The organism is Paraglaciecola aquimarina (genome assembly GCF_032464635.1).
Classification (GTDB): domain Bacteria; phylum Pseudomonadota; class Gammaproteobacteria; order Enterobacterales; family Alteromonadaceae; genus Paraglaciecola; species Paraglaciecola aquimarina.
Genome location: NZ_JAWDIO010000002.1, coordinates 710,759 through 734,321, shown reverse-complemented (window position 1 = coordinate 734,321; position 23,563 = coordinate 710,759). Strand labels below are relative to the sequence as shown.

Annotated in this window: 22 protein-coding genes and 4 pseudogenes; 17 read left to right on the top strand and 9 right to left on the bottom strand. The window is 40.7% G+C overall.

Annotated elements, in window-relative coordinates; translation table 11 throughout:
- The first annotated feature begins 6 nt into the window (after nt 1-6).
- The 3 genes from cyoE to RS130_RS04295 are packed head-to-tail and all read left to right on the top strand — an operon-like array spanning nt 7 to nt 2,192.
- Nucleotides 7-903 carry a heme o synthase gene (gene cyoE, locus RS130_RS04305; RefSeq protein ID WP_428982846.1) on the top strand — a complete coding sequence of 299 codons (897 nt, stop codon included), beginning with the start codon at nt 7-9 and terminating at the stop codon, nt 901-903.
- A 21-nt stretch (nt 904-924) separates the two neighbouring features.
- A complete protein-coding gene (locus tag RS130_RS04300; protein WP_316024938.1) occupies nt 925-1,560 on the top strand; it encodes an SCO family protein in 636 nt (211 codons plus the stop codon).
- An 11-nt stretch (nt 1,561-1,571) separates the two neighbouring features.
- A complete protein-coding gene (locus RS130_RS04295; protein ID WP_316027967.1) occupies nt 1,572-2,192 on the top strand; it encodes a GNAT family N-acetyltransferase in 621 nt (206 codons plus the stop codon).
- Between the two features lie 7 nt (nt 2,193-2,199).
- On the opposite strand, the gene RS130_RS04290 is transcribed toward RS130_RS04295, so the two are convergent.
- Nucleotides 2,200-3,231, bottom strand: coding sequence for a polysaccharide deacetylase family protein (locus tag RS130_RS04290; RefSeq protein WP_316024937.1), 1,032 nt, complete (start codon nt 3,229-3,231; stop codon nt 2,200-2,202).
- An 89-nt stretch (nt 3,232-3,320) separates the two neighbouring features.
- Between RS130_RS04290 and RS130_RS04285 the strand changes: the two genes are divergently transcribed.
- Nucleotides 3,321-4,691 carry an MATE family efflux transporter gene (locus RS130_RS04285; RefSeq protein WP_316024936.1) on the top strand — a complete coding sequence of 457 codons (1,371 nt, stop codon included), beginning with the start codon at nt 3,321-3,323 and terminating at the stop codon, nt 4,689-4,691.
- A gap of 227 nt (nt 4,692-4,918) precedes the next feature.
- On the opposite strand, the pseudogene nfuA reads toward RS130_RS04285, so the two are convergent.
- Both nfuA and RS130_RS04275 read right to left on the bottom strand, forming a co-directional pair.
- A pseudogene (gene nfuA / locus RS130_RS04280) lies at nt 4,919-5,498 on the bottom strand (Fe-S biogenesis protein NfuA).
- A gap of 128 nt (nt 5,499-5,626) precedes the next feature.
- Nucleotides 5,627-6,304 carry a ComF family protein gene (locus tag RS130_RS04275; protein ID WP_316024935.1) on the bottom strand — a complete coding sequence of 226 codons (678 nt, stop codon included), beginning with the start codon at nt 6,302-6,304 and terminating at the stop codon, nt 5,627-5,629.
- A gap of 149 nt (nt 6,305-6,453) precedes the next feature.
- Between RS130_RS04275 and bioH the strand changes: the two genes are divergently transcribed.
- From bioH to RS130_RS04250, 5 genes are all read left to right on the top strand, one after another.
- Nucleotides 6,454-7,068 (top strand): pimeloyl-ACP methyl ester esterase BioH, encoded by a 615-nt coding sequence (gene bioH / locus RS130_RS04270; RefSeq protein WP_316024934.1) that lies wholly within the window; start codon nt 6,454-6,456, stop codon nt 7,066-7,068.
- Between the two features lie 5 nt (nt 7,069-7,073).
- Entirely contained in the window at nt 7,074-7,223 is a 150-nt protein-coding gene (locus RS130_RS04265; protein ID WP_316024933.1) for a hypothetical protein, read from the top strand.
- A gap of 114 nt (nt 7,224-7,337) precedes the next feature.
- Nucleotides 7,338-7,661, top strand: coding sequence for a hypothetical protein (locus tag RS130_RS04260; protein ID WP_316024932.1), 324 nt, complete (start codon nt 7,338-7,340; stop codon nt 7,659-7,661).
- A gap of 5 nt (nt 7,662-7,666) precedes the next feature.
- The gene (locus RS130_RS04255) at nt 7,667-7,843 is read left to right on the top strand and encodes a hypothetical protein (RefSeq protein WP_316024931.1); all 177 of its coding nucleotides are present in this window, start codon (nt 7,667-7,669) and stop codon (nt 7,841-7,843) included.
- The gene (locus tag RS130_RS04250; RefSeq protein WP_316024930.1) at nt 7,809-8,615 is read left to right on the top strand and encodes a putative metalloprotease CJM1_0395 family protein; all 807 of its coding nucleotides are present in this window, start codon (nt 7,809-7,811) and stop codon (nt 8,613-8,615) included. Before RS130_RS04255 ends, RS130_RS04250 begins: the two co-directional genes overlap by 35 nt.
- Nucleotides 8,616-8,699: 84 nt before the next feature.
- Here the strand turns inward: RS130_RS04250 and RS130_RS04245 are convergent, their stop codons facing one another.
- Entirely contained in the window at nt 8,700-11,021 is a 2,322-nt protein-coding gene (locus tag RS130_RS04245) for a Tex family protein (protein ID WP_316024929.1), read from the bottom strand.
- A gap of 261 nt (nt 11,022-11,282) precedes the next feature.
- A pseudogene (greB, locus tag RS130_RS04240) lies at nt 11,283-11,770 on the bottom strand (transcription elongation factor GreB).
- Nucleotides 11,771-12,424: 654 nt separating this feature from the next.
- Here greB and RS130_RS04235 point away from each other — a divergent pair.
- From RS130_RS04235 to RS130_RS04220, 4 genes are all read left to right on the top strand, one after another.
- A complete protein-coding gene (locus tag RS130_RS04235) occupies nt 12,425-13,417 on the top strand; it encodes a WD40 repeat domain-containing protein (protein WP_428982727.1) in 993 nt (330 codons plus the stop codon).
- A complete protein-coding gene (locus tag RS130_RS04230; RefSeq protein ID WP_316024928.1) occupies nt 13,414-13,626 on the top strand; it encodes a SlyX family protein in 213 nt (70 codons plus the stop codon). The genes RS130_RS04235 and RS130_RS04230 overlap by 4 nt, the downstream gene beginning before the upstream one ends.
- Nucleotides 13,627-13,894: 268 nt before the next feature.
- Nucleotides 13,895-15,394: a DUF4397 domain-containing protein gene (locus RS130_RS04225; protein WP_316024927.1), complete on the top strand. Its 1,500-nt coding sequence runs from the start codon at nt 13,895-13,897 to the stop codon at nt 15,392-15,394.
- 141 nt (nt 15,395-15,535) lie between these two features.
- Nucleotides 15,536-17,209, top strand: a complete 1,674-nt coding sequence (locus RS130_RS04220) for a DUF3466 family protein (RefSeq protein WP_316024926.1) — start codon at nt 15,536-15,538, stop codon at nt 17,207-17,209.
- A gap of 62 nt (nt 17,210-17,271) precedes the next feature.
- On the opposite strand, the gene RS130_RS04215 is transcribed toward RS130_RS04220, so the two are convergent.
- The gene (locus RS130_RS04215; RefSeq protein ID WP_316024925.1) at nt 17,272-17,478 is read right to left on the bottom strand and encodes a YheV family putative zinc ribbon protein; all 207 of its coding nucleotides are present in this window, start codon (nt 17,476-17,478) and stop codon (nt 17,272-17,274) included.
- Nucleotides 17,479-17,629: 151 nt separating this feature from the next.
- Between RS130_RS04215 and RS130_RS04210 the strand changes: the two are divergent.
- The 4 genes and pseudogenes from RS130_RS04210 to RS130_RS04195 all read left to right on the top strand — a co-directional run.
- Nucleotides 17,630-19,532 (top strand): annotated as a pseudogene (locus tag RS130_RS04210) (ATP-binding cassette domain-containing protein); the annotation flags it as partial.
- A gap of 3 nt (nt 19,533-19,535) precedes the next feature.
- Nucleotides 19,536-19,745 (top strand): DUF3565 domain-containing protein, encoded by a 210-nt coding sequence (locus RS130_RS04205; RefSeq protein WP_316027965.1) that lies wholly within the window; start codon nt 19,536-19,538, stop codon nt 19,743-19,745.
- A 211-nt stretch (nt 19,746-19,956) separates the two neighbouring features.
- On the top strand, nt 19,957-21,009 hold the full coding sequence (locus RS130_RS04200; protein WP_316024924.1) for a hydrolase: 1,053 nt from the start codon (nt 19,957-19,959) through the stop codon (nt 21,007-21,009).
- Nucleotides 21,009-21,242, top strand: a complete 234-nt coding sequence (locus RS130_RS04195; protein WP_316024923.1) for a YheU family protein — start codon at nt 21,009-21,011, stop codon at nt 21,240-21,242. Before RS130_RS04200 ends, RS130_RS04195 begins: the two co-directional genes overlap by 1 nt.
- A 232-nt stretch (nt 21,243-21,474) precedes the next feature.
- Here the strand turns inward: RS130_RS04195 and RS130_RS04190 are convergent, their stop codons facing one another.
- The 3 genes and pseudogenes from RS130_RS04190 to nudE all read right to left on the bottom strand — a co-directional run bounded on the left by RS130_RS04190 (nt 21,475) and on the right by nudE (nt 23,458).
- The gene (locus RS130_RS04190) at nt 21,475-22,062 is read right to left on the bottom strand and encodes a YceI family protein (RefSeq protein WP_316024922.1); all 588 of its coding nucleotides are present in this window, start codon (nt 22,060-22,062) and stop codon (nt 21,475-21,477) included.
- A gap of 5 nt (nt 22,063-22,067) precedes the next feature.
- Nucleotides 22,068-22,895, bottom strand: coding sequence for a 3'(2'),5'-bisphosphate nucleotidase CysQ (gene cysQ / locus RS130_RS04185; protein ID WP_316024921.1), 828 nt, complete (start codon nt 22,893-22,895; stop codon nt 22,068-22,070).
- Nucleotides 22,885-23,458, bottom strand: a pseudogene (nudE, locus tag RS130_RS04180) (ADP compounds hydrolase NudE). The gene cysQ and the pseudogene nudE overlap by 11 nt, the downstream one beginning before the upstream one ends.
- Nucleotides 23,459-23,563: the final 105 nt, after the last annotated feature.

Sequence of the window (23,563 nt, the reverse complement as noted above, 5' to 3'; positions counted from 1 at the left end):
AAAACCATGACTTCATCAGCAAACATGAATTCAAGTTTTTTGGCTACTTGCCAAGATTATTATGAAATGACTAAGCCCAAGGTTGTTTTATTGCTATTACTAACCGCCTTAGTGGGCATGTGTTTAGCAAGTGATGAGTGGGTAAGTTGGCAAATTCTTGTTGCGGGTTTAACGGGCATCGGTTTTTTGTCTTCTGCGGCCGCGGTGATCAATCATGTGGTGGATCGCCGTATCGATAGTCAAATGGCTAGAACCTTTAACCGCCCTGTTCCGAAAGGAAAAATAACACCACAGAAAGCGGTAATATTTGCTGCAGTTTTGACCATAACCGGTTATATCATTCTGGAACTTTGGGTTAATCGTTTAACCGCTATTTTAACCTTTGCTGGCTTGTTAGGTTACGCCGTAATTTATACCATGTATTTGAAGCGAGCCACGCCGCAAAATATTGTAATTGGTGGCTTAGCTGGCGCTATTCCACCACTATTAGGCTGGACTGCGGTGACAGGTGAGGTGCATGCCCACGCGCTACTGTTAGTGTTGATTATTTTTACATGGACGCCCCCTCATTTTTGGGCCCTAGCCATTCATCGTGAAAAAGATTATGCCCGTGCGAAAGTGCCTATGTTGCCAGTGACTCATGGTATTGAGTTCACTAAAACGTCAATCTTCTTGTACACAATCTTGCTATGTGTGGTGTGCTTGTTGCCCTATTTAATTGGCATGACAGGCGTAATCTATTTGATTGGTTCAAGCCTGTTGAATATTGGCTTCTTATTTTATGCTTGGAAGCTAAAGTTTGTAGCAGATAAAGAAACCGCCATGCAAACATTTAAATTTTCAATTATTCATTTAATGGTGCTGTTTGTTGTTTTACTAGTTGACCATTACATCCATTTTTAATTTTACTACCTCAGGTTATTTATGAATAAACTACAAGCGGGCTTAGTGGCGTTGTTCGCGCTAGTGATCGGTATATTTGTCGCTATCAATATTGCCCCACCCTCTGCCAATGAGACTCAGCATATCAGTGTGTACCCGCAACCACGCGCTTTGCCCGACTTCAAATTAACGGATCAAAAAAATCAGGAGTTTACACCGTCAGCTTTGTTAAACCGCTGGAGCTTAGTGTTTGTTGGGTATACCTCATGTCCTGATATTTGCCCCACTACGCTGGCTGAATTGAAAAGTATTTATCCTGAATTACAGCAAGCACCTAGTAAGTTTCCCGTGCAAGTGGTTTTTATGTCGGTTGACCCGAAGCGAGATACTACAAAGCGTTTAAACGAGTATATCAACTTTTTTAATCCTGACTTTAAAGCAGTTAGTGGCGAGCATGCTCAATTGTTTCCGTTGGTACGGGCAATGGGCATGATGTATTCCATGTCTGAAAGTACCGATAATCCTGATTACTTAGTGGACCATAGTTCCTCTGTGGTCGTCGTTAATCCCAAGGCACAGGTGGTGGGACGATTTAAACCGGATTTCGCGCTAGGTAAGCTGCCAATTAGTGAAGGACAAAAGATCTTAGCTGACATGCCAATTCTAATGGCCCCATAATTATCTAATTGATGTTTATTCGACGTGCTAAAGCCGATGATGCTGATACTTTAGCAAAGCTAATTTATGATTCGGCTCCGCAACTATTGAGTGCATTTTTTACGCTTAATTCAACTTTTCAAGTGCGCAACTTTCTGCGCACAAGTTTAGTCTGTCGGGATGGGCAATATGGCTATCATAATCACTGGGTTGTTGAACAAAACTGCCAAGTGGTAGGCTGTGTAAGTGCTTGGCATTGTGAGTTAAGTGAAAGTTTTCACCGAGCGAGTTTAACTAGTATTAGTCAATTTTATGGGCTCGAAAATGCATTACTGGTGTTGCAAAATAATCATGTTTTACAAGACTGTACGAGCCAGCCAAAAGTGAATGAATGGTGTATTGGCCATTTGTCTGTAGCGCCGCAGAATAAAAGGCAAGGGGTGGCATCGGTTTTGTTAGAGCAGATGACGTGCCTAGCACTAGAAAAAAACAAGTCTGTTATTTGCCTCGATGTAGAGGCAAGCAATATTCAAGCGATAGCTTTTTATACTGCTTTAGGGTTTGTTATCGAATCTGAAACAGGTGTGACCCTAGGTATGGCAAAGTTAGGATTGGGGGCTCACCTGCATCTTAGCAAAGCAATTTCTTCCTAGCCATTTTCTAATTTAACCACTCGCCGTCAGCAGTGGGCACAAAAAACGGTTTAGAATACCAATAATATCTATTGCCATAACGCTTACTGGGCGCAGTGCAATTGACCCGATGACGACCAGGCTTACGCATCTTGCTTAGCGTCATAGATATTTGGCCTCCTTGATTGACGTGCTCCAGTTTGTTGCCATTCTTAAAACAGGCAAGGTTGTTGGGATGAATATCTGTGCTGTCGATATTAAAACTCAAGTCAATTTTATCTGTAGACGAGTCTAACTCGGCAATATTTGGGGTAACATTTGAGACTGGCATGGCTAAGCTACTTAACTTCACTTTTAGTGATGCCAACTTGCTATAAATACCAGCTGCTGGATAACGAGGCAAAGCTGAAAAATCACTATGAGAAGCAATCGCCCCACTGTGTTGACCAAAGCCAACATAACCTAGACTGGTTAGTTTTTGTTGCATGCTGTGATTAAATTCACCGTATGGGTAGGCAAAATATTTAAGGCTATAGCCAAGCTTTTTCTGCAGTAAACGTTCAGCATCTTGTACATTGAGGGTGACGCGAGTTAGCCAATCTTGGTGTGACTCGTTGGCTAATATGCCTAGTGAATGGATATGGGCATTGCCATGATTGGCAAAACTCACCCCTTCTTTAGCCATTTTGTCTATTTGTTGCCAGTCCAATTGATAATCGGCTTTGCCAATCAGTATCGGATTGACAAATATGGTGTATTCAAAGTTATGTTTCTTTAGGATTGGATGGGCATTCTGGTAAATATTCTTGTAGCCATCATCAAAGGTTATCACCACAGACTTATCGGGTAATGGTTGTTTTTGTTGTAGTTTAGTTATCACCGTTTTTAACGGTAGTACTTGATAGTTATCTGCCAAGTACTGCATGTGTTCGGCAAATACTTCTGGGCTGACGGAAGTAGAGCTTGGGGTTTCTGTACTCACGTGGTGGTAAACTAAAATGACGGCATTGTCTTGTGCCAAAGAGTTTGTTGACAGGGTTAGCCATGTTAAGGTCAACAATAAAGTTTTCCCGACTATATTCCAGACTTTTTTCCACACTGTATTCACGCGAGTCCTTTTAGTATTGAACATTAAAAAATGAAAGTTAAATGAGCCAAAATCGTATTTTATCAAACTTTTTCCAAATCAGCTTACATCAAAAAATATTATTGATAGCCGGGCCCATGATCTTGAGTAATATCACGACTCCTTTAATGGGGTTGGTAGACACCGCTGTGTTAGGGCATATGGATGGAACACATTATTTAGCGGGGGCATCTATTGCCACACTAATTATTACTCAGGTGTATTGGGTTTGTGGTTTTTTAAGGATGACTTCAACAGGCTTAAGTGCCCAAGCTAAGGGGAATTCTGAGACTAGCTTGGGCAGCAAAAGTTTGTTTCAAGGTTTGCTTGTCGGCTTGTTACTTGCGGTCTTATTGCTAGCTTTTCAGCAGAAAATATTGCAACTTGGACTTTACTTGGCTAACACTAGCGCAGAAATTGAAACGAGTTTAACGGCATACTTCAATGTGCGAATTTGGGGCGCGCCCGCGGCCATTGCCAATTTGGCGTTGGTGGGTTGGTTGATCGGTCAGCAAAAAGCAAAAAGTGTATTGTTGATACAAGTTTCTGCCAACTTGTTGAACGTAGTGTTGAACTTTTGGTTTGTGCTGGGGCTAGAGTTAGACGTGTTTGGTGTCGCTTTAGCGACAGTATTAGCTGAGTATTTTATTTTTATAGTTAGCCTATTGATGGCAATCAAAGCGTTAATTAATCCAACATTTGACAAACAATGGTTTTCTTTAGGAAGTTTAAAACCTGTATTAAGTTTGAATGGTAATACTTTTTTGCGCAACTTGATGTTGCAGGCATGCATTGCCTTTCTAATTTTTAAAGGGGTGGGCTATGGTTCAAATGAAGCGGCAATTAATGCCATTATCATGCAGTTTTTTACGCTCATTGCACTAGGACTTGATGGTGTAGCTTTTGCTGCCGAGGCATTAGTAGGTGAGAAGAAAGGCCAGGGAAGTCAAGTCGGTATTGTTCAGGTTACCTTACATGGTTTGGTGTGGTCTACGATCCTTGCATTGGTTTATAGTGTAGCCTTTGGGCTATTAGGTGCAGAAATTACCGCTTTATTAACGGACCAAATATCGTTGAGACAGCAGATGGAAGACTACATGCTATTTGTAGTTTTATTGCCACTTATTGCTCATTGGTGTTTCTTTTTTGATGGTATTTTCGTTGGTTTAACCCGCGCCATTGCCATGCGAAATAGTATGGTAGTCAGTGCTGTGATAATTTATTTTCCAACATTTTGGTTGTTGTCAGCGTACCAAAACCAGGGGTTGTGGATAGCCATGTTATGTTTTATGTGTTCGAGGGGAATTACGCTAGGGGCTATTTTACTTATCTTTGTCAAAAGAAGAAGGTGGCCGTTTGAAGCCTGCGGCCATGCGATAAGCCAAAATACCTAGATAGCCAAAGGCGGCTGGCACTAAACCTACAGCAATTAAAATAAGTCCTAGTATTTGTAACCAAACCCAATATTTTGCACCTAACAAAATCAGTACAGCGCCTAAACAAAATATTCCCAAACCTAGTCTAAATCTAGACCAACTTTTATTTGGGTTATTCCCTAAGCGCTGTAACCAGTTTTTAGACATCATCTTAGTGACGTGTTAAGACCAGAGCCTGCTGGCTGTTAGTAATAAGAATGGTCGCCTGCTTTATGTTCTGTTGCATCTTTAACCGCTGAGAGTTCTCCAGCAAATTTTTCTAGCATCTGTTTTTCGATACCGTCTTTTAATGTTAGGTCTACTTGAGAGCAACCATTGCACCCACCACCAAACTCTAGGATAGCTTCTTTCTCTTTTGTGATTTCAACCAACATTACTTTGCCGCCATGGCTCGCCAATTGCGGATTGATTTCAGCTTCAATCATATAGCTCACGCGTTCTGCCAATGGGGCGTTATCATCGACTTTACGTGCTTTAGCATTTGGCGCTTTAAGGGTTAATTGCGAACCCATTTGGTCGGTCACGAAATCAATTTCGGCTTCTTCTAAAAATGGCGCACTTTCTAAGTCAATAACAGCATCAAAACCGTTAAACTTTAATATCGTATCGCTTTCTTCCACTGCGTCAGCTGGGCAATAGGATACGCCGCACTCTGCGCTTGGTGTGCCAGGGTTGACTACAAACACACGAATGCTTGTGCTCAGGGCCTTGTTTTTCGAGTAGTTTGCCGAAATGTGCTTCTGCGGATTCTGAAATTGAAATCATGGAGTATTCACCTAAAAATATTACTGCACACAGTATATCAAGATTACTTGACTAAAACACTCAAGTAATAAAATTTTGCTAGGATTACAGAGAACGGATATTTCTGACAGCAGCTAACTGGCAAATCGCTAAGAAGTAAGTGTTATACAAATACTCCATACATCTATTTTCAAGTCAGGATGATATTTATGCAGCAGTTCATAAGCGTGACTCATTGTACTGCCTGTCGTAACTACATCGTCGAATAGTGCCACATGCTGATACTGCCGCAGTTGCATACTCGCCTTGTTGTCTAGTGTAAATGCGTTGCGTAAGTTCTTTTGTCTTTGAGTTGCGGTTAAATTGGTTTGAGGTTGGGTGGCCTTTGATCGTTTGATTATGCGGCTATCAATAGGGATGCCACTAATTTTACTAATGTGCTTGGCTAGTTCGATGCTCTGATTAAACTTACGACTGAAATATCGGCTACCGTGCAACGGCATCGGTAAGATTGCCTGAGGGGGTGAATGCAAACCAGTTAAACAATGTTGTTGAAACAATGCTGCTAACGCCAAGGCGTTGGGTAACTTCGCAGAGAATTTAAGGCCTGTGAGCAATCTAGATATAGGCCATTGGTAGTTAGCTAAAGCTAAAATCTGTGGAAATTTTACCTTCGCCAAGTCTCTTTTAACTTTTGGCCAAAGCAGTAAGTTATGCTGAAAGCGTTCGCAATCAAATAAGTCGAGATCGTCGGTGCAATAATTACAAAGTAAGGTTGAGCTTGACTGTTTGCATACTAAGCAGTTTTGATTGACTTGCCAGTTCATTAATATCACATCCTTATTCCTTGGAGTTTTACAATTAATTCCCTCACTCTCGAAGCAGCTACTTTGTTGGCTACATTCACTCGCGGCTGTGCAATTACAATGATTTTGAGTATAGAATGCTGTTTTTGATAAACGTAAGTGTAGGACGAATGTCTGTTAAATTAAATTTTTCTACTGTTGGACAAGGTAAAGACATAGTGTTGCTGCACGGCTGGGGAGTAAATAGTGGCGTATGGCAACCGCTTCTTCCTTATTTGCAAGATGACTACCGTGTAACCTTAGTGGATATTCCAGGGTTTGGGGTCAATCAGAAAATCTTACCTTCTCCCTACAACTTGCAAACAGTCGCGGCGTTAATTGCTGAGCAAATACCGTCTAACAGCTCGTTGATAGGTTGGTCTTTAGGCGGCTTGATCGCACAACAAATAGCTTTGTCTTATCCAGAGAAATTGAAACAACTGGTGCTAGTTTGTTCAAGCCCCAAGTTTTCCCGAAGTGAAGATTGGCTAAGTATTGATCGAAAAGTACTGGCGGTGTTTTCTAAGCAACTTGAACACGATTTCACTAAAACACTAGAGCGGTTCTTAGCAATTCAAGCTATGGGGAGTGAAAGTGCTAGGCAAGACGTGAGAAAAATAAAGTTGGCGATACAGCAATACCCTGAACCATCGGGGCATGCTTTATCAGTCGGGCTGGAATTATTGGACCAGTGTGACTTACGTACTCAATTAAGTCACTTATCTGTACCTTGTCACGTTTTTTAGGGCGGTTGGATACCCTAGTTCCAGCTAAAGTAGCGGCCTTATTGGCTGATTTATCAGACAAAATAGATGTTACTGTGTTAGGGAAATCATCCCATGCGCCGTTCATTTCTAACCCACAGAGCTTTGCTACGGATTTAACTAAGGTGTTGCGATAGCTTAAAAAGCGCTTGACGCTCAAGGCTATACTGAGAAAACGCACGGTAATTCTTTAAATAATGTCATTTTTGGTTAATAATTGAACATGAGAGGTTAAGTAGTGTAGAGGCTTTATGAATATAAATAGCAATGTCAACTCAGCAATTATTAGTGGTACTTTGGGCCTTAAAACGGCCACAAATAATATTGCGCAGCACGCAGACAACTTGGCTAGTCTCGCCGTTCGCACACCTACAAACAGCGATCCTCAGAGTGTCTTGGTAAATGCCTCTGTCACACAATTAGCAGCCACTAAGCAATTATTACCTCAATCAAGTTCAAGTATTACCTCCGATTTAGTTGGCCTTTCGGTAAATGGCGCTAACGCTCAAGCTTCTGCAAAAGTCTTAGGGGTTGCTGGTGACACCGTTGGTACAATTTTGGATATCTTGGCGTAACGCTGATGAATGTTATCCCCCCGGTCCCCACACCAGTTATTTTTAATACAGGTACAGTTAATACTGAATCGGTAAAAAGAGATAACACCCAACGTGAGACGATCCCTGCAGTATCCGGAACCGAGAATTCTGCTGCCGAAACAGGGATTGGTTCTGAGTCTGATAAAGTCAAAGCTCTATGACAAAAATAACCAAGCTGTTACCTATGAGAAGCCCTCGAATCAAAGTGGGCAACAACAAATTACAGCGCAAGGTGAGCAAGCAAAAGATAATGCTGAGGATGAGAGCGCAGGCAAAGAAAGCGCCGAACAGCGTCAGCAAGAGCAACAAAGTAATGCTGAACAAGAACAAATTAGAGAGTTAAAGCAACGAGATTTAGAAGTACGCGCTCACGAGCAGGCCCACGCCTCAACGGGAGGGCAATATTCGGGATCGCCTCAGTATGAATTTACCAAAGGACCAGACGGCAAAAACTATGCTACTAGTGGTGAGGTGTCTATTGATGTATCTAAAGCTTCTACTCCTGAAGAGACTATTCGTAAAGCGCAACAAGTTAAGGCCGCAGCATTAGCGCCACTGGAACCATCTCCTCAAGATTTACGAGTAGCAAATGAAGCCACGCAGATGGCCACAGAAGCCCGTGTAGAAATTGCTGCTGAGAAAGCGGAACAAGCCCAAGAGGCGCTTACCGCCGCCACTACTTATGCGCCTAGCTTAAAGGAAAGTCAGTCTAGCCAGCTCGATCTTGATTTAGAAGATATTGTTGAAGAAATTGATATAACGGCAGCCCCAAGAACCTTAGCTGCGGATAACGCTGAAATTGCAGATGATACTGCTGATAGCCAAGTTAAACAGGATAGAGATTTGGAAATAAACCGGCGAGTATCAGTGATAAAGGATTTTTATCAAAACGTTAGCCAGCCTCACGAAGTCAATCTGAAGTTGTCTGCATAATAGTTTGTGCTATCGAATTGAAATGAAAAAAGCCCTCAACTTTAATTAAAGTTGGGGGCTTTTATTTTGGGATGATAATAGCGCTTATTTCTTGGCTTTAGCAAAGGCGTCGGCGAAGGCATTGCCCATCATTTGATTCGTTTGTTTAGGCGCTGAAGTACGATTATGTTGCTTTGGTGATTTTGTATGAGATGCTTTTTTATGAGCAACCTGAGCCTTGGCCGTACTGTTTGAACCTTGGTTTGGCGTATCACCCATGCGCATTGTGAACGAAACTCGTTTTCTGGCCACATCTACTTCCATTACTTTCACTTTCACAATATCGCCAGTTTTTACTATTTCTCGTGGGTCTGAAATAAATTTGTCGGTCATCGCGCTAATATGAACTAAGCCATCTTGGTGCACGCCAACATCGATAAACGCGCCAAAGTTGGCAACGTTACTGACCACACCTTCTAAGATCATACCGACTTTTAAATCACTTAAAGATTGAACATCGTCTTTAAATGTTGCAGTTTTAAATTCAGGGCGAGGATCTCGTCCTGGTTTATCCAGCTCGTTGATAATATCAGTGATAGTGGGTAAACCAAACTGATCAGTGACGAAGTCTTCCGGTTTAAGCTTTTTAAGTACCTCTGTGTTGCCAACTATATCGTTTACCGCAATTGAAGCTTGCTGAATGATTGAGTTCACTACTGGGTAAGCTTCAGGGTGAACTGCTGAAGCATCTAAAGGATCGTTGCCGTTCATAATACGCAAAAAGCCCGCTGCTTGTTCGAAAGCTTTTGGCCCCAATCTATCGACTTCGAGCAAGGTTTTTCGACTCCTAAAAGCTCCATTTTTATCTCTAAAATTAACAATGTTATTGGCTAACGTTTTGTTTAATCCAGACACATGACTCAATAGGGCGCTAGAAGCGGTGTTGATATCTACACCAACTGCGTTTACACAATCTTCGATAACAGTATTCAAAGACTTGCCTAAATTACTTTGACTGACATCATGTTGATATTGACCGACACCAATGGCTTTAGGCTCGATTTTAACAAGTTCGGCTAGAGGATCTTGTAAACGTCTAGCAATTGAAACTGCGCCTCTAAGTGATACATCCATATCTGGAAGCTCATTGGACGCCAGTTCGGAAGCTGAATACACGGAAGCACCGGCTTCACTGACGACTATTTTCTTAACGCCTAACTCTGGGTTGGCTTTAATCATTTCAGCTACTAGTTTGTCGGTTTCTCGAGAACCAGTGCCATTGCCGATACTAATTAACTGTACTTTATGCTGCTTGCATAATGTGGCAATGGTACGCAGAGATTTGTCCCATTGATTTTGTGGTGCATGTGGAAATATGGTGCTGGTGGCCAATACTTTTCCTGTTGGGTCTGCAATGGCCAATTTAACACCTGTTCTTAAACCTGGATCTAAGCCCATTGTTATTTTAGGACCAGCGGGTGCCGCCATTAACAAATCGTTGAGATTTTTAGCGAAAACGTCAATCGCGTCTTGCTCTGCTTTCTCTCGAATTGCGCCGAATAGTTCATTTTCCATGTGTAATTGTATTTTTACTCGCCACGTCCATTGCACAACTGATGCTAACCACTTATCGGCGGCTTTATTGGCAAATGATAAGTTGAAGTGCTCAGAAATAATATGTTCGCAATATGAGCTTTTATCGCCTTCATCTTTTTCAGGATCTGCATCTAAGCTTACCTGCAGCATATTTTCGTTTCTGCCGCGAAACATTGCTAATGCTCTATGTGACGGTACCTTTTTGAGTAACTCCGAATGCGAAAAGTAATCTTTGAATTTTTCGCCTTCTTTTTCTTTACCGGCTACAACTTGGCTTTTGATATGGGCATTTTGATTTAAATACTGTCTTACTTTTTGAAGTAATAGCGCGTCTTCTGCAAAGCGCTCCATCAAAATATACTTGGCTCCATCTAACGCTGCTTTGGAATCGCTAATGGCGTCTGAAATAAAGGCCAAGGCTTGCTCTTCGGGATCGAGTTCTGGGTTGCTAAATAGCATCTCAGCTAAAGGTTCCAATCCTGCTTCAATGGCTATTTGCCCTTTGGTGCGGCGCTTAGGCTTATAAGGTAAGTATATATCTTCCAGTTCTGTTTTATTCTCTGCCGCTAATAAGCTAGCTTGCAGCTGTGGTGTCATTTTTTCTTGTTCTTGTATCGACTTAATGATGACTTTTCTGCGATCTTCCAAATCACGAAGGTAACTTAGACGCTGTTCTAATTTTCTTAACGCTATATCGTCTAGGCCATCGGTGGCTTCTTTACGATAACGAGCGATAAATGGGACAGTTGAACCTTCATCTAACAAAGTTACTGCCGCGTTTACTTGGTGCGCCTTAACGTTTAATTCTTGCGCTATTTTTTCTATTATCATCAAAAAGCCTGTAAGTGTTCATTTTTGTCTTGGCAATATATATGGGTGCAATTGCGAAATTACCAGTATTTAACAAATAAAATATTATGGGGTATTTGGCTGGTTATCCTTGAGTTCCTTTGTTTGTTAGGCACATTTGCAGGAATTACTTGGCGATACTAAGTGTATGAGGCGTTATTCATTCGCTGAAGTTGGTCCTTACCTATGACTCTGCAACTAGGTTAAGAGTCGCAGCAGCCCTTGATTAAGAGCAAAGTAAAACTAGAATTGGTATTTTTTTGAATATAGTATTTCCGTTATAAACCACTCTTTTAAGCCACTAGGTGTACTCACTTGCACATCGTCATCTAAACGCTTATTCAAAAGAGCTCGTGCCATGGGAGAGTCAATTGATATGTAGTTTTTTGCGTCGCCGTATATTTCTTCAGGCCCTACGATTCGAAAACGCTTCACTTCTCCTTGGTCATTTTCAATGCACACATTGGCCCCAAAAAAACCTTGCCTTCTTGCTGAGGAGAGTAGTTAACGACTTGCAATTCTGGTAGCAATTTTCGTAAATAGCGGACTCTACGGTCTATTTCTCTTAGTTTTCTTTTGTTGTATTGGTAATCTGCATTTTCACTTCTGTCACCTAAGCTCGCTGCCCAGGTGACTATTTTAGTAATGGCTGGCCGTTCGGTGTACCAAAGAAGGTCGTGTTCATCCTTTAATTTTTTATACCCTTCGGGTGTGATGAGTTTTGTTTTCAATAAAATCGCCTTAGGTTGAAAATTTTGTGGGCAAATGTTGTATGGGAACAAATGCACTAGCTGCAAAAATAGTGCAATTCATAAGGTTAAGCAATGGCAAAAATTAGTAATTAAAAAATACATGCTTAGTTTAAATTGTTACTAGAGATATTTCATATTTTGCATGCATAACTGTTGTTTTCGACTATGCTTAATTTAATCAAAGTGAAGCGGTTGGTTAAATACTTTGAAAGGCCTGACACATATCGATATTGCCCCGTTACTGTCAGTGAAGCTTGCATTCAATAGGATATTTTTTAGTACTTCTTCAATTCGGCAAATGTTAACTTTGAGGTACCAAACGACATTCAAAACATTTATTTTTCGACTTGGTTTATGTTTTTTATTTACCCGTTAAGTCGGGACAACTAGCCCCATTAGTGGGCAATAGAAATGAAGGAATAAGGTTCAGCAAGGAAAATAGCTGATAATTAATGAAGTAAATAAAAGCCGAACATGGAGACATGTTCGGTTTTTTCTTTGCTCAAATTAAAATCCATTTTGTACTGATAATTGGTCAATACCTTGAGACAATGAGAATATATTAAACCTTAAAGTACCTAATTTAGCGTGTTCCATCATTTGTTAAATTAAGTTGATAAAGAGAGAAGACTTTTGCGTAACTATCTATTTGAAGTCAGTCGTGCATTATTATTTACTTGTATAGTGTTAAGCGGCTGTAGTGGGTCTAGCGATACGCCAATCGCGTCGTTTCGTCATGTTGATGATGTTTCTGATGCTGCTGATATTTCAGCAGATGCCAGTATTAGTGTGGTTTCGAATATTCACTCGGGCATTGTTGTTTGGGACCTGATTGCTAATAAACGTAAGTATGTTTGGGGTCATCAAGGTGACGGTATCAATCTAGTGACTAATATTCATATTGCTTTTGACAATAGCTATGTTGTGACCTCAGACCGTGAGACCTTCACCTTGTGGAATTTGACGGATGGTGAGCCAGAAGGTTTTTGGCGAATTGATGAGGCGAGTATTCGAGATGTGGCTGTTGCCAACTTTGCTAGTGGCATCCTGGTCGGTAGAAGCAATGGTAAGGTCATGTTTTTTGAACCGAAAACAGGTCGCCGTATTGAATTTTTAGGGCATCAAGAAAAAGTGAATAGTGTTGACTTATCTCCTAACGGATTTTACGCATTGACCGGTGGCAATGATTATTTGGCCTACCTTTGGGATACTCGGACAGGGCAAGTGTTACACAAATTTAGTCATTCGAGTCGAGTAACCAAAGTGGCTTTGGATGATCAAGGTCGTTATGCTTTTACCGCAGACAGTAAGCGGGATGCGAAAATTTGGGATTTAGTAACGGGAAAAGAAGTCAGCAACTTACAGTACTTAGCCCGCCAACGTATTTTTACAACTGCAGCCTTTTCCGCAGATGGTAAATATTTATTAACCGGCTCTCCGGCAAAAAGAGTCAATTTGTGGGCAGTTGAATCTGGCAAAGAACTCAATGAATGGCATGTTTCTCCCCGTGCCAATAGTCAGCCACCAACGGCTGTAGTATATTCAGTGGCATTTGCCGATCAGCATGAAATAGTGACTGAGAGTAGTAGCGGATTAATAGAGAAATGGAAAATTGACACAGAATGAATACCTTAGAACATAATATTGAACAGTTAGAAATGAAAGTTGCGTTTCAGGAAGATACCATCGAAAGCCTGAATCAGGCTTTAATCGATCAGCAAAAACAAATTGATAGTTTGCAATTTAGTTTCAAAAAATTAGCAGCCAAAGTGAGTGCGATTGAACCGAGTAACCTGGCTTCAGAAAAAGAAGAAATGCCCCCACCACACTATTAATGTTGATTTACCTTCACTCTGGTAACAAATTGTTACGCTTGGCGACTACTACGCTCACGCTTTAAAAAATGTGGGCATTTAACAGTCAATTTACCGTCCGGTAAAATGACAGAAAAATATTGAGCGTAAATAAGTGTAAAGAAGTGAACTCAAGGGTACAATTGCAGTCTGAGCCTTACCGATAATAAAAGTAAGTTATTATTTTAATGAGAAACATGTTACTTACTTTTATAGCAGTAATAAAATTTTGATAATTATTGGAGAAACAATGAAGTGTAATAGAGCTGGCTTAAGTGTCATTAAGTTTTCGTTGCTATATTTAATCGCTTTAACCATAGCTGGTTGCGGTTCAAGTAGTGATGACGACAAGGGTTATATTAGGTTGTACAATGCATCGCCCAATGCTCCTCAAATTTATCTGACAGTAGATGAAAATCTTGATGAAGATGATGATGATGAAGTAGAAGTCACTTATAGCGGAGTTGCTTTTTCTAAAGTTAGTGCAAGCAATGCATTAGATACCGGTAGATATTTTACTGAACTAGCATGGCGTGATGAAGAAAGTGGTGACAGAAGTGACTTAGAAGTAATTTTTGAAGATAGCGTCGATATTAAATCTGACAATATCAGCTTTTATGCCTTAACTGGCGACATTCTTACTCCTGATGTACTTGCTTTTGATATTCCAGTAGTTGATGACGATGAAGATGATGATGATGATCTGTTTAATATTCGAGTATTGAACCTTCATCCTGATTATCAAAATGTCGACCTTTATATGTCTAAAGACAACGAAACCTTTAATGAAGCTGTGTTAGTACAATCAGCTAACTACAAAGACTTGTCTGACAATATCAAAGTAGAACAAGATCAGTATGTTTTTTACATTACAGAAGTAGGTAGCACAGACGTACTTTATACCTCTGTTGCGCAATCATATTCAGTTGTTACTCAATATGTTATTGCGATACGAGAGAACATGGGTGTTGGTAGCTCACCATTTGCAATCGATAATATTGGTATTAATGGTACAACTGAATTAGATGATGTTGATTCAGAAGCAGAATTTAGTTTTTACAATGCGATTGCAGAGTCTGAGTACATTCCAGAGTATCAGGGCAGCATAAATATCTCTGTTGGATTGAAAGGCGAAAAAATTAACATTACCGACCTACAGTTAGGTGAATTTAGTGAGTTAATTTCAGGTGAAAATGGCGACTATGATTTTAGTGTGAGCGAACCTAATAGCCAGACTTTGTACATTAACAACGCTTTGTTAAGTCTTAAAGAAAACGCATCTAACGCTATCTTCATCTATGGCAAAGAAGAGCCAATTGATGATGATAATGATGGTGACTTTGACGAAAATGATGACGGGATTGTTGATGGATATGAAACTAAGATTAAATCTTTGTCTATTACAAAAAGCGATAGTACGAGTATTTATAGCCACAATATCAGAATTATCAACCTAACGGATTCAGAAGATTTTAGTCGTGTTACTTTTTACTTTGTACAGAGCGATGAGATTATCTCTACGGCAGACAACAAGTTGTCTGTGTTGCAAGAAAGCAGCGGTAATATTTCTTTGTTAAATAATACCTATGAACTTCATGCAATCGCAACAATCGATGGTATCGACATTAAATTAGATAGCATGGAGTTGATATTGAATATCAATAGTAAAGATCAATTCTTGTTGTTTGAAGCGGATGAGTTCGCATCTACAGGTTTTAAAATGACCTTAGTTGATCAAAGAGCTGATTAATCAATAAATTGATATGAGTGCTGATTTTTTCTCTTTTGGAGGGACATCAGCACTTTTTCATTGGTGAATAATCATGCAGTACCGCCCTCAAATAAATATCTTTTCTTTACTTTAAAAAGTAAGTCGTAAGCAGGATTTTAAATGAAACAAACAAGATTGGCCGTGTGGTCGTTATTTACTTTACTAGTAATACCGGAAACATACGGTGCTCAATACCGAGTGGTAGAATTGCCGGTTGCGGAATTAGGAACGAGTACATTTCCTACGGCTATTAATAGTATTGGCGACATTACAGTCAACATGCAGCTTCAATATAATCCGTATATTGACACCAGTTTAATAGATTTTGAGTCTAGTACCGTTATCAATAATTTAACTAATCTTGATGGCGTGAGAGGCGGAGATTTAAATAATCAGGATTACTTGTGGCTGTATAGTTATATCACTAGTAATTCTCAAAACCTTTTCTTCCAACAAATTGCCAATTTAAATGGCTATGTGGACAATGCTTCTACAACAGAATTAATTCATGGTTTTGATACATTTGATTTTGTTTCAGATGAGTATATCAATAGTGCTGCGGTAAACGTTAGGAGCATCAATAACTCAGGAAGTGTCGTAGGTACCAGTCAAGATGGTTTTTATAACCTGACCATTTTTACCGACGATGCTCAGAGTCTTACCTATGTAGTGAACGACTTTTATTCTCGAGCATTCGCCAAAATTGATGATAGAACAACAGCCTTGCCACCTCCAGACACTACGGGTGGCGGACTTAGCGATGCCTATGATATTAACGTAAACAACCAAGTTGTAGGCGTTGGTACAACTCAATTCATGGATAGCTCTTTCCAAACTGCGGTTGACAGTTGTCTTGGTGATGAAGCCTGTTTACGATCTTTAAGTATTCAGTTGGCCGGTAATGTTGGCACTGTGGCTCAGCGCCGCGGTATCATTTGGCAGCTTGATGATTCGGGTAATTTGACTGATACGTTTACCTTAGGCATGTTGATTGAACCTGATAGCTCAGATACTAGTATTTATTCAAGTACTGCTGTAGCCATTAACGATAATGGCATTGCGGTTGGTGTTTCACCTGCTTTCTATCAGAATACGACGTCTCTAACCACGGCTGCAGCTATTTATATTGATGATCAAGTGACTACCATCAATTTAGATGAAGAAGCGTTGGCTAGTAAAGCAACAGATATTAACAACAATAATATTATGGTTGGTTCAACTACAAAAAGAGTGCTTGGTGTCACTAGAACTAAGTTCTTTGTGCATGATGTTGATTCTAATTTAACCATTTTTCCAGATGATTTTTCCCATGGTTCCTCTAGTAATGCTTTGTCCATAAATAATCAAAACATGGTGGTTGGCTATGGTGAGTCTGAAACGATATTAACTACACGTCGCACCGAAGGATTTATCTATGATTACCGAAACGACATATTTTCTGGCCTCAATAGTCTAACAGAGTGTAATTCACCTTATTATATAGCTCAGGCAAATGCGATAAATGACAACAATGAAATTGCAGCTACCGCTTTGGTTAGTGCCCCTGCAAAGAATATTAAAGGTGAAATCATATACGATGAACTAGGCGCTACGACTAACGTTGATCAGGTTGTTGCTGTTAAATTAGTGCCCATTGAAGGCGGCTCTATTGACAACTGTGACGCTTATGAAGAGGTACCTGAAAGACAAGGTGCGAGTATGAGTATATGGATGCTACTGTTTGGGATGTTTTCTCTTGCTTGCAAAGGTTTGATTCGAAAGCGCAATCTGACGGGTTTTCAGAAAACAAAATAACGGAATAAAATGATGTCGGTTAAAGCCGACATCATGCAGTATTCAAACTTTACTTTCGTTGGCTATTCTGGCTTAAAAACACCGATAACACTTTCACTAGTTCGCGTTGCTTTCGTGACTTGTTTGTCGGCTTGAGACTCTTGGTAGTCACAATTCACACACTGTATTTTCTCAACATTATTTTCAAAATAAAGCATGATGGTGTCTAGTGATTTACATTGCGGACAAGTTGCGCCTGCAACAAATCGCCTTTTAGTTTTATTAACCATTCTTTCTATTTACTATCGATTAGTGATTTTTTCGGCTGCTCATCTTGGTATGATACCTGTATTAGATTCTTAGTGTTATCTCTTCTCGCTTAAATTGATGAACATTCGATATTTAGGCAATAGATGCAAGTACATTTTTATACAGGTTTTCATGATCCAATTTTCTGATGTTTCTTTAATGCGTGGCAGTAAAGTGCTGCTGCAAAACACCAATGCAGTGGTTTATCCTTGGTCACAAAGCGGGGTTAATAGGTGCTAACGGCTGTGGTAAGTCTAGTTTATTTGCGCTGATAAAAGGAGAATTGCAAACGGAGTCGGGGGATTTTAATATTCCAAAAAACTGGCAAATTGTCTCTGTAGCCCAAGAAACACCAGCAGTGGATAGGTCTGCCCTCGATTACGTGATTGATGGAGACAAAACTTTTCGTCAATTGCAATCTCAGTTGGAGGCGGCTGAAAATGCACACGATGGTGATAAAATTGCGCACATTCACAGCTCACTAGAACAAGCTGGCGCATATGATATTGAAGCTAGAGCGGCAACAATATTGGCTGGTTTAGGCTTTGCAAACGATGCCATGCAAAATCCTGTTACTGCGTTTTCTGGTGGTTGGCGAATGCGGTTAAATTTAGCGCAAGCCTTGTTATGTCATTCAGATCTATTGTTGCTCGATGAGCCTACTAACCACTTAGACCTAGACGCCGTTATTTGGCTTGAAAAATGGTTGCAGCGCTATACAGGTACTTTGCTACTTATTTCTCACGATAAGTCATTCTTAGATACTACGGTTAACGAAATTATTAGTGTTGAGCAGCAGGAGCTCGTTAGTTATTCAGGTAACTACGACGCGTATGAAAAACAGCGGGCTGAACGCTTACGTTTACAAAGTTTGCAGTTTGAGAAGCAACAGAATCAAATTGCCCACTTAGAGTCTTTTATTAGACGTTTCGGAGCCAAAGCCAGCAAAGCTAAACAAGCCCAAAGTCGAGTCAAGCAACTGGCTAGAATGGAAACCTTGCTACCAGTCATGGCGGCGTCAGAATTTTCTTTCGAGTTCTTCACGCCTCCGAAGTTACCTAACCCCTTAGTTAAAATGGAACAAGTAAAAGTAGGGTATGACCACACCATTATCTTAGAAAAGCTTCATCTAAACTTAGTCCCCGGCAGTCGTATTGGCTTATTGGGAAAAAATGGTGCCGGTAAATCGACCTTGATTAAATTACTGGCTGGCGAAAAAACACCGATGGAAGGAATATACGAAACCTCTGCCGGTTTACGCATTGGTTATTTTGCACAGCATCAATTGGAATTTTTACGTGGCGACGATTCGGCGCTAGCGCACATGCAAAGACTAGATAAAAAGGCCAGTGAACAAAGCTTGAGAGATTATTTGGGAGGTTTCGGCTTTAGAGGCGACAATGCACTGAGTAAAGTTGCGCCAATGTCGGGAGGTGAGAAAGCAAGGCTGGTACTGGCTATTACCGTATATCAAAAACCCAACCTACTACTTCTCGATGAGCCGACTAACCACTTAGACTTAGACATGCGACATGCATTAAACATCGCATTGCAAGGCTTCCAAGGCGCTATGGTCCTAGTGTCGCATGATCGGTTCTTACTCACTTCTGTTTGCGACGATTTTTACTTAGTAGACAGTGGTCAGGTGCAGCCTTTTAACGGCGACTTAGATGATTACAAAGATTGGATACTCAAGGGGGAAAAAGGTCCTGCTGAACAACAAGAGAAGTCAGAAGTTAAGCCGGATAGAAAAAATACGAAACGTTTAGAAGCCGAGTTTAGGCAAGCGACCCAACCTCTGCGTAAAGCGATTAGTCGATACGAAAATGTGATGGAAAAAGCCCAACAACAATTGGCAGAGCTTGAAACCCAACTGAGTGACACAGACCTTTACAGTGCTGAAAATAAAGACAGACTTAAACAAGTATTAGCCAAACAAGCCGAGCAAAAATCAACATTAGAAAAGGCCGAAATGGAATGGCTAGACGCACAAGAACAGCTTGAAACTAAGCAACAAGAATTCGAGCAAAAAGTTGAAATGCTAAGCCCAATTCAAGCTTACCACCAAGACGAGCGCAATGACTGGGTCGCTGAGTTAGGCTGTGGTCACAACCAGCATGTTAGGCACAATCCACCTTGGAACAGCCGACCATGGGTGATCAGTTCAGCAGGGCGTAACGCAATGTTAGGCTACAAACTTGATTGTAAAAAGTGTGATGAAGGCGCAGTTAAAGATTTTCAAACCTAGCGAGATACAAGAAATTAATAATAGCTACTAGCTAGCGCAGAGATTAAGAGACGCTGGCTGCTGTGATGTAGGTAATTCAAATAGTTTGCCGCCCCTGTCTATGGCTTGCGAAGAGTGAGTAAGTGAGGGAAGACGAGTTAATGTGGGTCTATTCATAAAATTGTCAAATTACTGTAATATGCAGCGATGTATTAATTGTTGTATTGTGTAAATGCCCACTGAAAATCAAGTCCTGCCAAAGATTCGTTATGGTGAAATTGTAACTAGTGACTTTGTTCCACCGTGGTGGGCCAAAAATAGGCATGTTCAAACGATCTATCCGCGCTTTATGCAGAAGCGCGCAGCGCTTAACTACCGCAAGGAAAAACTCATTTTACCAGACGGTGACTTTGTCGATTTGGTATGGGCGGGTGATGTGAAACAGTCACGAGGCTTGATTACCTTATTTCATGGCTTAGAGGGCTCTATCCGTTCACATTACTCCAACGATATGGCGGCCAACTTAGTTAGCCAAGGGTATGCGGTGGTGTTGATGCACTTTAGAGGGTGCGGTGGTGAAGTAAACCTTAAAACTAGGGCCTATCATTCTGGTGAAACCGAAGATGCTTGGTATTTTCTCAATTGGCTGGAACAAAAGTTTCCAGAAACCCGCAAGGTGGCTATGGGATTTTCCCTTGGGGCTAATATGTTGCTCAAATTATTGAGCGAGCAACCCAAGCAAAAGATCCTAAAAGCGGCTATGGCCATTTCAGTGCCATTCAAGTTAGACCTATGTTCAACCAGTATCAACCATGGATTCTCCAGGGTCTATCAAACATATTTGTTGAAAAGCATGGTGCAGAACTTACTTAAAAAAATGCGTTTTATTGACTATAAAAATTTACTAACAGTCACTGAATCCGACATTAAAAAATTTAAAAGTTTCAAAGAATTCGATCAACATGTCACTGCGCCACTGCATGGCTATGCTAGTGCCACAGACTATTACCAGCAATGCAGTTCTATTAACTTTTTAGCTGACATCGACACACCTACTTTAGTTTTGCACGCCAAGGACGACCCATTCATGCATGAATCCATTTTGCCTGAGGAAAAAGACTTGTCAGCAAAGGTTGCTTTAGAAGTGAGTGAAAAAGGTGGTCATGTTGGATTCATGCAAGGTGCGCCATGGCGTCCTAAGATATGGATGCACCAGCGAGCCAATGAATTTTTACGGCCTTTTTTTACTGGCCCTACCGATATTGTGAGCGTGAACAAAGCCTGATGATTATCCCTATTGAAGAATTAGAGCCAAGTACCCTTTGTAATATTGTTGAAGGTTTTGTGTTACGCGAGGGGACAGAATACGGTGAAATCGATTGCTCTTTAGAAGATAAGGTAAAACAAGTCGTCAACCAGCTTAAAAAAGGTGAAGTTCTGTTGGTTTACTCAGAACTCCACGAGTCAGTCAATATTGTGCCTAAAGAGCAATTTAACGCTGCAGAAAGCGAGTATTAGCCAACCTGAACTCGGCATGATGGGTGTTGTTTCAAATCAAATTTTATAAAAAATTCAAATACCTAAGAATATGCCTTGTTATATTTGGGGCAAGATTGATTCGATAACGAAATTTTTGCTGCGTAGTAAGGCTGTTTTTCCTAAGTATAATAGTGGGTTATGACTAGAAAACCCAACGCAGCTAGACGCAAAAAGAGCGTTATCGAGAAGCTCGGCTTATCCCAAGCTCAGGTTAATCAGCATTCAGTAGTAAGTTAAACGACACAGGTACCGTTAACCCAATGCTGGGTAAGCCCGCTAGTTTTTGTAATGTTTCCACTCCCTGCTGCAAACCGACACTGCTTGCGGAAATTAAAACGGGTTGAATACTGGTGGCAACATAACTGTTGTCAGTCGTTTTCGTTACCTGAATATGTAAAGCAAGTGGCATAGTAGTCTGCATTAAACTGAGTTCAGCTGTGACCTCAACCTTAGACGTTTGCCCTGCTTTTAATTGCATCACCTCAGTCGGCAATTGGGCTGAAACATCTGCAGTGGGAAATGTTCCTACTTTGAAAAGCTGTTCGCGCATACGAGTATTTCGAATTTCTATCCCCGTTTCAACTGAAGCTAAATCAATACTTAACGTAAATTTACCGCTGTTAGTTAGCTGCCCGGTAAGTTGTTTGAAATGGTGGATTTCATCAATATTCTGTTTCTTAGTTGAAATAAAGTGCACACTTGATTGGGCATTTTGCAAAGTCCAATCGGCAATGGCCGAGTTGGCAACAAAAGATGACGCGAGTACAGATGTGAGGAACCAAGATGATAATTTTTTCATTTAACTCATTCTCCTTTTCGATATTTGACGATTGATGTCCAGTTTACATTTTGATCACCCATTACAATAAAATCTGGGTTGGTTAGTTCTTCACGCTGATTGTAACTTAAAGGTGTAAAGTCATGGGCCAGAATAGAGCCTCCCGCTTCAGTCACAATACACTGCGAGGCTCCGGTATCCCATTCGCCGGTAATGCCAAAGCGTATAAATACGTCCGCTTTTCCTTCGGCAATAAAGCAAGCTTTTAGTGAGCAACTTCCCAGTGGTACGGATTGATAGATCCGTTCTATGTTCATACAATTCATGACTTTTTCACGAGCTTGACGGCGGCTAATTGCAATCATCACCACATCTTTGTCAACATCCTTAAAGGGCCGTACGTGAATTTGCTTGGTTTCAGATGGGCTTTCTTTGAAAGCACCTTGTCCTCGTATGGCGTAATATAGCGCATCGCCAGCGGGCCAATAAATCACTCCGATAACCGGAACATTGTTCTCAATTAAGGCTATGTTGACCGCGAAATCTCCGCTGCGGGCAATAAACTCTTGAGTACCGTCTATGGGATCGAGCAACCAGTAACGCTGCCAATTTTTGCGTTCGCTCAGCGGGCCACATTCGCTTTCTTCAGACATGACAGGAATATCGGGCGTCTCTTTAAGCAAGATATCCATAATTACTTCATTCGCTTTATAGTCAGCGGTGGTAACGGGCGAATCGTCTTCTTTTTGAAAGCTAGTAAAGTCACCGCTGTTATAAATATCTAGAATGACTTTACCCGCTTTAACGGCAGAACGTTTAGCAATCTCTAGCAATTGTGCATTTTCAGTTGGCATTATTGTGCCTTTTCCATTTCTCGGTTAAAAGTAGCGCAGCGATACATCTGGCTTCGACAAAGTCGTCTCTAGCCATTAGCTCATCTACATTGTTGATTGACCAGCGGATGACCTCTAGGGGTTCTGGTTCATCTCCCGGTAAGACTTCTGGATATAAATTTTCGGCGATAAAAACTGCCATTGGTGAATTAAAAAATGCTGGTGCAATACTCATTTTGTGTAAAGGGTGTAAGACTTTGGCGCCAAAACCGACTTCTTCCTTTAGTTCTCGATTAGCGGCAACCTCGGTAGATTCACCTTGGGTCAACTAAGCCTTTTGGAAAGCCCAATTCATAGGTATGGGTGCCAGCAGCATATTCTCTGACTAGCAAAAATTCGTGATCATTTATAAAAGGCACTATCATGACAGCACCTCTGCCGCTACCCGGCATACGCTCAAACACCCTTTGTTCGCCATTACTAAATTCTAAATCAATTTGCTCAATTTTAAATAGAGCGCTTTGGGCTACTATTTTACGATCATGTATTTGTGGGAGCGCTTTATTTTTGTTTATGTTGCTCATTTAAATTTCGCGTTTATATCAGATCTGGTACGTTTGTTTTTAACGTCACGTAAAGTAAAGATTAGTATCTAGTTAAAGTTAACAATAAAAAGTTTATTCATTTAA

Excerpts from the sequence above, each read along its gene's own strand:
- bioH (WP_316024934.1), top strand. The coding sequence starts at position 6,454 with ATGTCTGTTAAATTAAATTTTTCTACTGTTGGACAAGGTAAAGACATA.
- RS130_RS04255 (WP_316024931.1), top strand. The coding sequence starts at position 7,667 with ATGAATGTTATCCCCCCGGTCCCCACACCAGTTATTTTTAATACAGGT.
- cysQ (WP_316024921.1), bottom strand. The coding sequence starts at position 22,895 with ATGCCAACTGAAAATGCACAATTGCTAGAGATTGCTAAACGTTCTGCC.
- RS130_RS04190 (WP_316024922.1), bottom strand. The coding sequence starts at position 22,062 with ATGAAAAAATTATCATCTTGGTTCCTCACATCTGTACTCGCGTCATCT.
- RS130_RS04205 (WP_316027965.1), top strand. The coding sequence starts at position 19,536 with ATGCTAAGCCCAATTCAAGCTTACCACCAAGACGAGCGCAATGACTGG.
- RS130_RS04295 (WP_316027967.1), top strand. The coding sequence starts at position 1,572 with ATGTTTATTCGACGTGCTAAAGCCGATGATGCTGATACTTTAGCAAAG.
- RS130_RS04215 (WP_316024925.1), bottom strand. The coding sequence starts at position 17,478 with ATGGTTAATAAAACTAAAAGGCGATTTGTTGCAGGCGCAACTTGTCCG.
- cyoE (WP_428982846.1), top strand. The coding sequence starts at position 7 with ATGACTTCATCAGCAAACATGAATTCAAGTTTTTTGGCTACTTGCCAA.
- RS130_RS04230 (WP_316024928.1), top strand. The coding sequence starts at position 13,414 with ATGAATACCTTAGAACATAATATTGAACAGTTAGAAATGAAAGTTGCG.
- RS130_RS04195 (WP_316024923.1), top strand. The coding sequence starts at position 21,009 with ATGATTATCCCTATTGAAGAATTAGAGCCAAGTACCCTTTGTAATATT.
- RS130_RS04225 (WP_316024927.1), top strand. The coding sequence starts at position 13,895 with ATGAAGTGTAATAGAGCTGGCTTAAGTGTCATTAAGTTTTCGTTGCTA.
- RS130_RS04245 (WP_316024929.1), bottom strand. The coding sequence starts at position 11,021 with ATGATAATAGAAAAAATAGCGCAAGAATTAAACGTTAAGGCGCACCAA.
- RS130_RS04220 (WP_316024926.1), top strand. The coding sequence starts at position 15,536 with ATGAAACAAACAAGATTGGCCGTGTGGTCGTTATTTACTTTACTAGTA.
- RS130_RS04275 (WP_316024935.1), bottom strand. The coding sequence starts at position 6,304 with ATGAACTGGCAAGTCAATCAAAACTGCTTAGTATGCAAACAGTCAAGC.
- RS130_RS04260 (WP_316024932.1), top strand. The coding sequence starts at position 7,338 with ATGAATATAAATAGCAATGTCAACTCAGCAATTATTAGTGGTACTTTG.
- RS130_RS04300 (WP_316024938.1), top strand. The coding sequence starts at position 925 with ATGAATAAACTACAAGCGGGCTTAGTGGCGTTGTTCGCGCTAGTGATC.
- RS130_RS04200 (WP_316024924.1), top strand. The coding sequence starts at position 19,957 with ATGCCCACTGAAAATCAAGTCCTGCCAAAGATTCGTTATGGTGAAATT.
- RS130_RS04285 (WP_316024936.1), top strand. The coding sequence starts at position 3,321 with ATGAGCCAAAATCGTATTTTATCAAACTTTTTCCAAATCAGCTTACAT.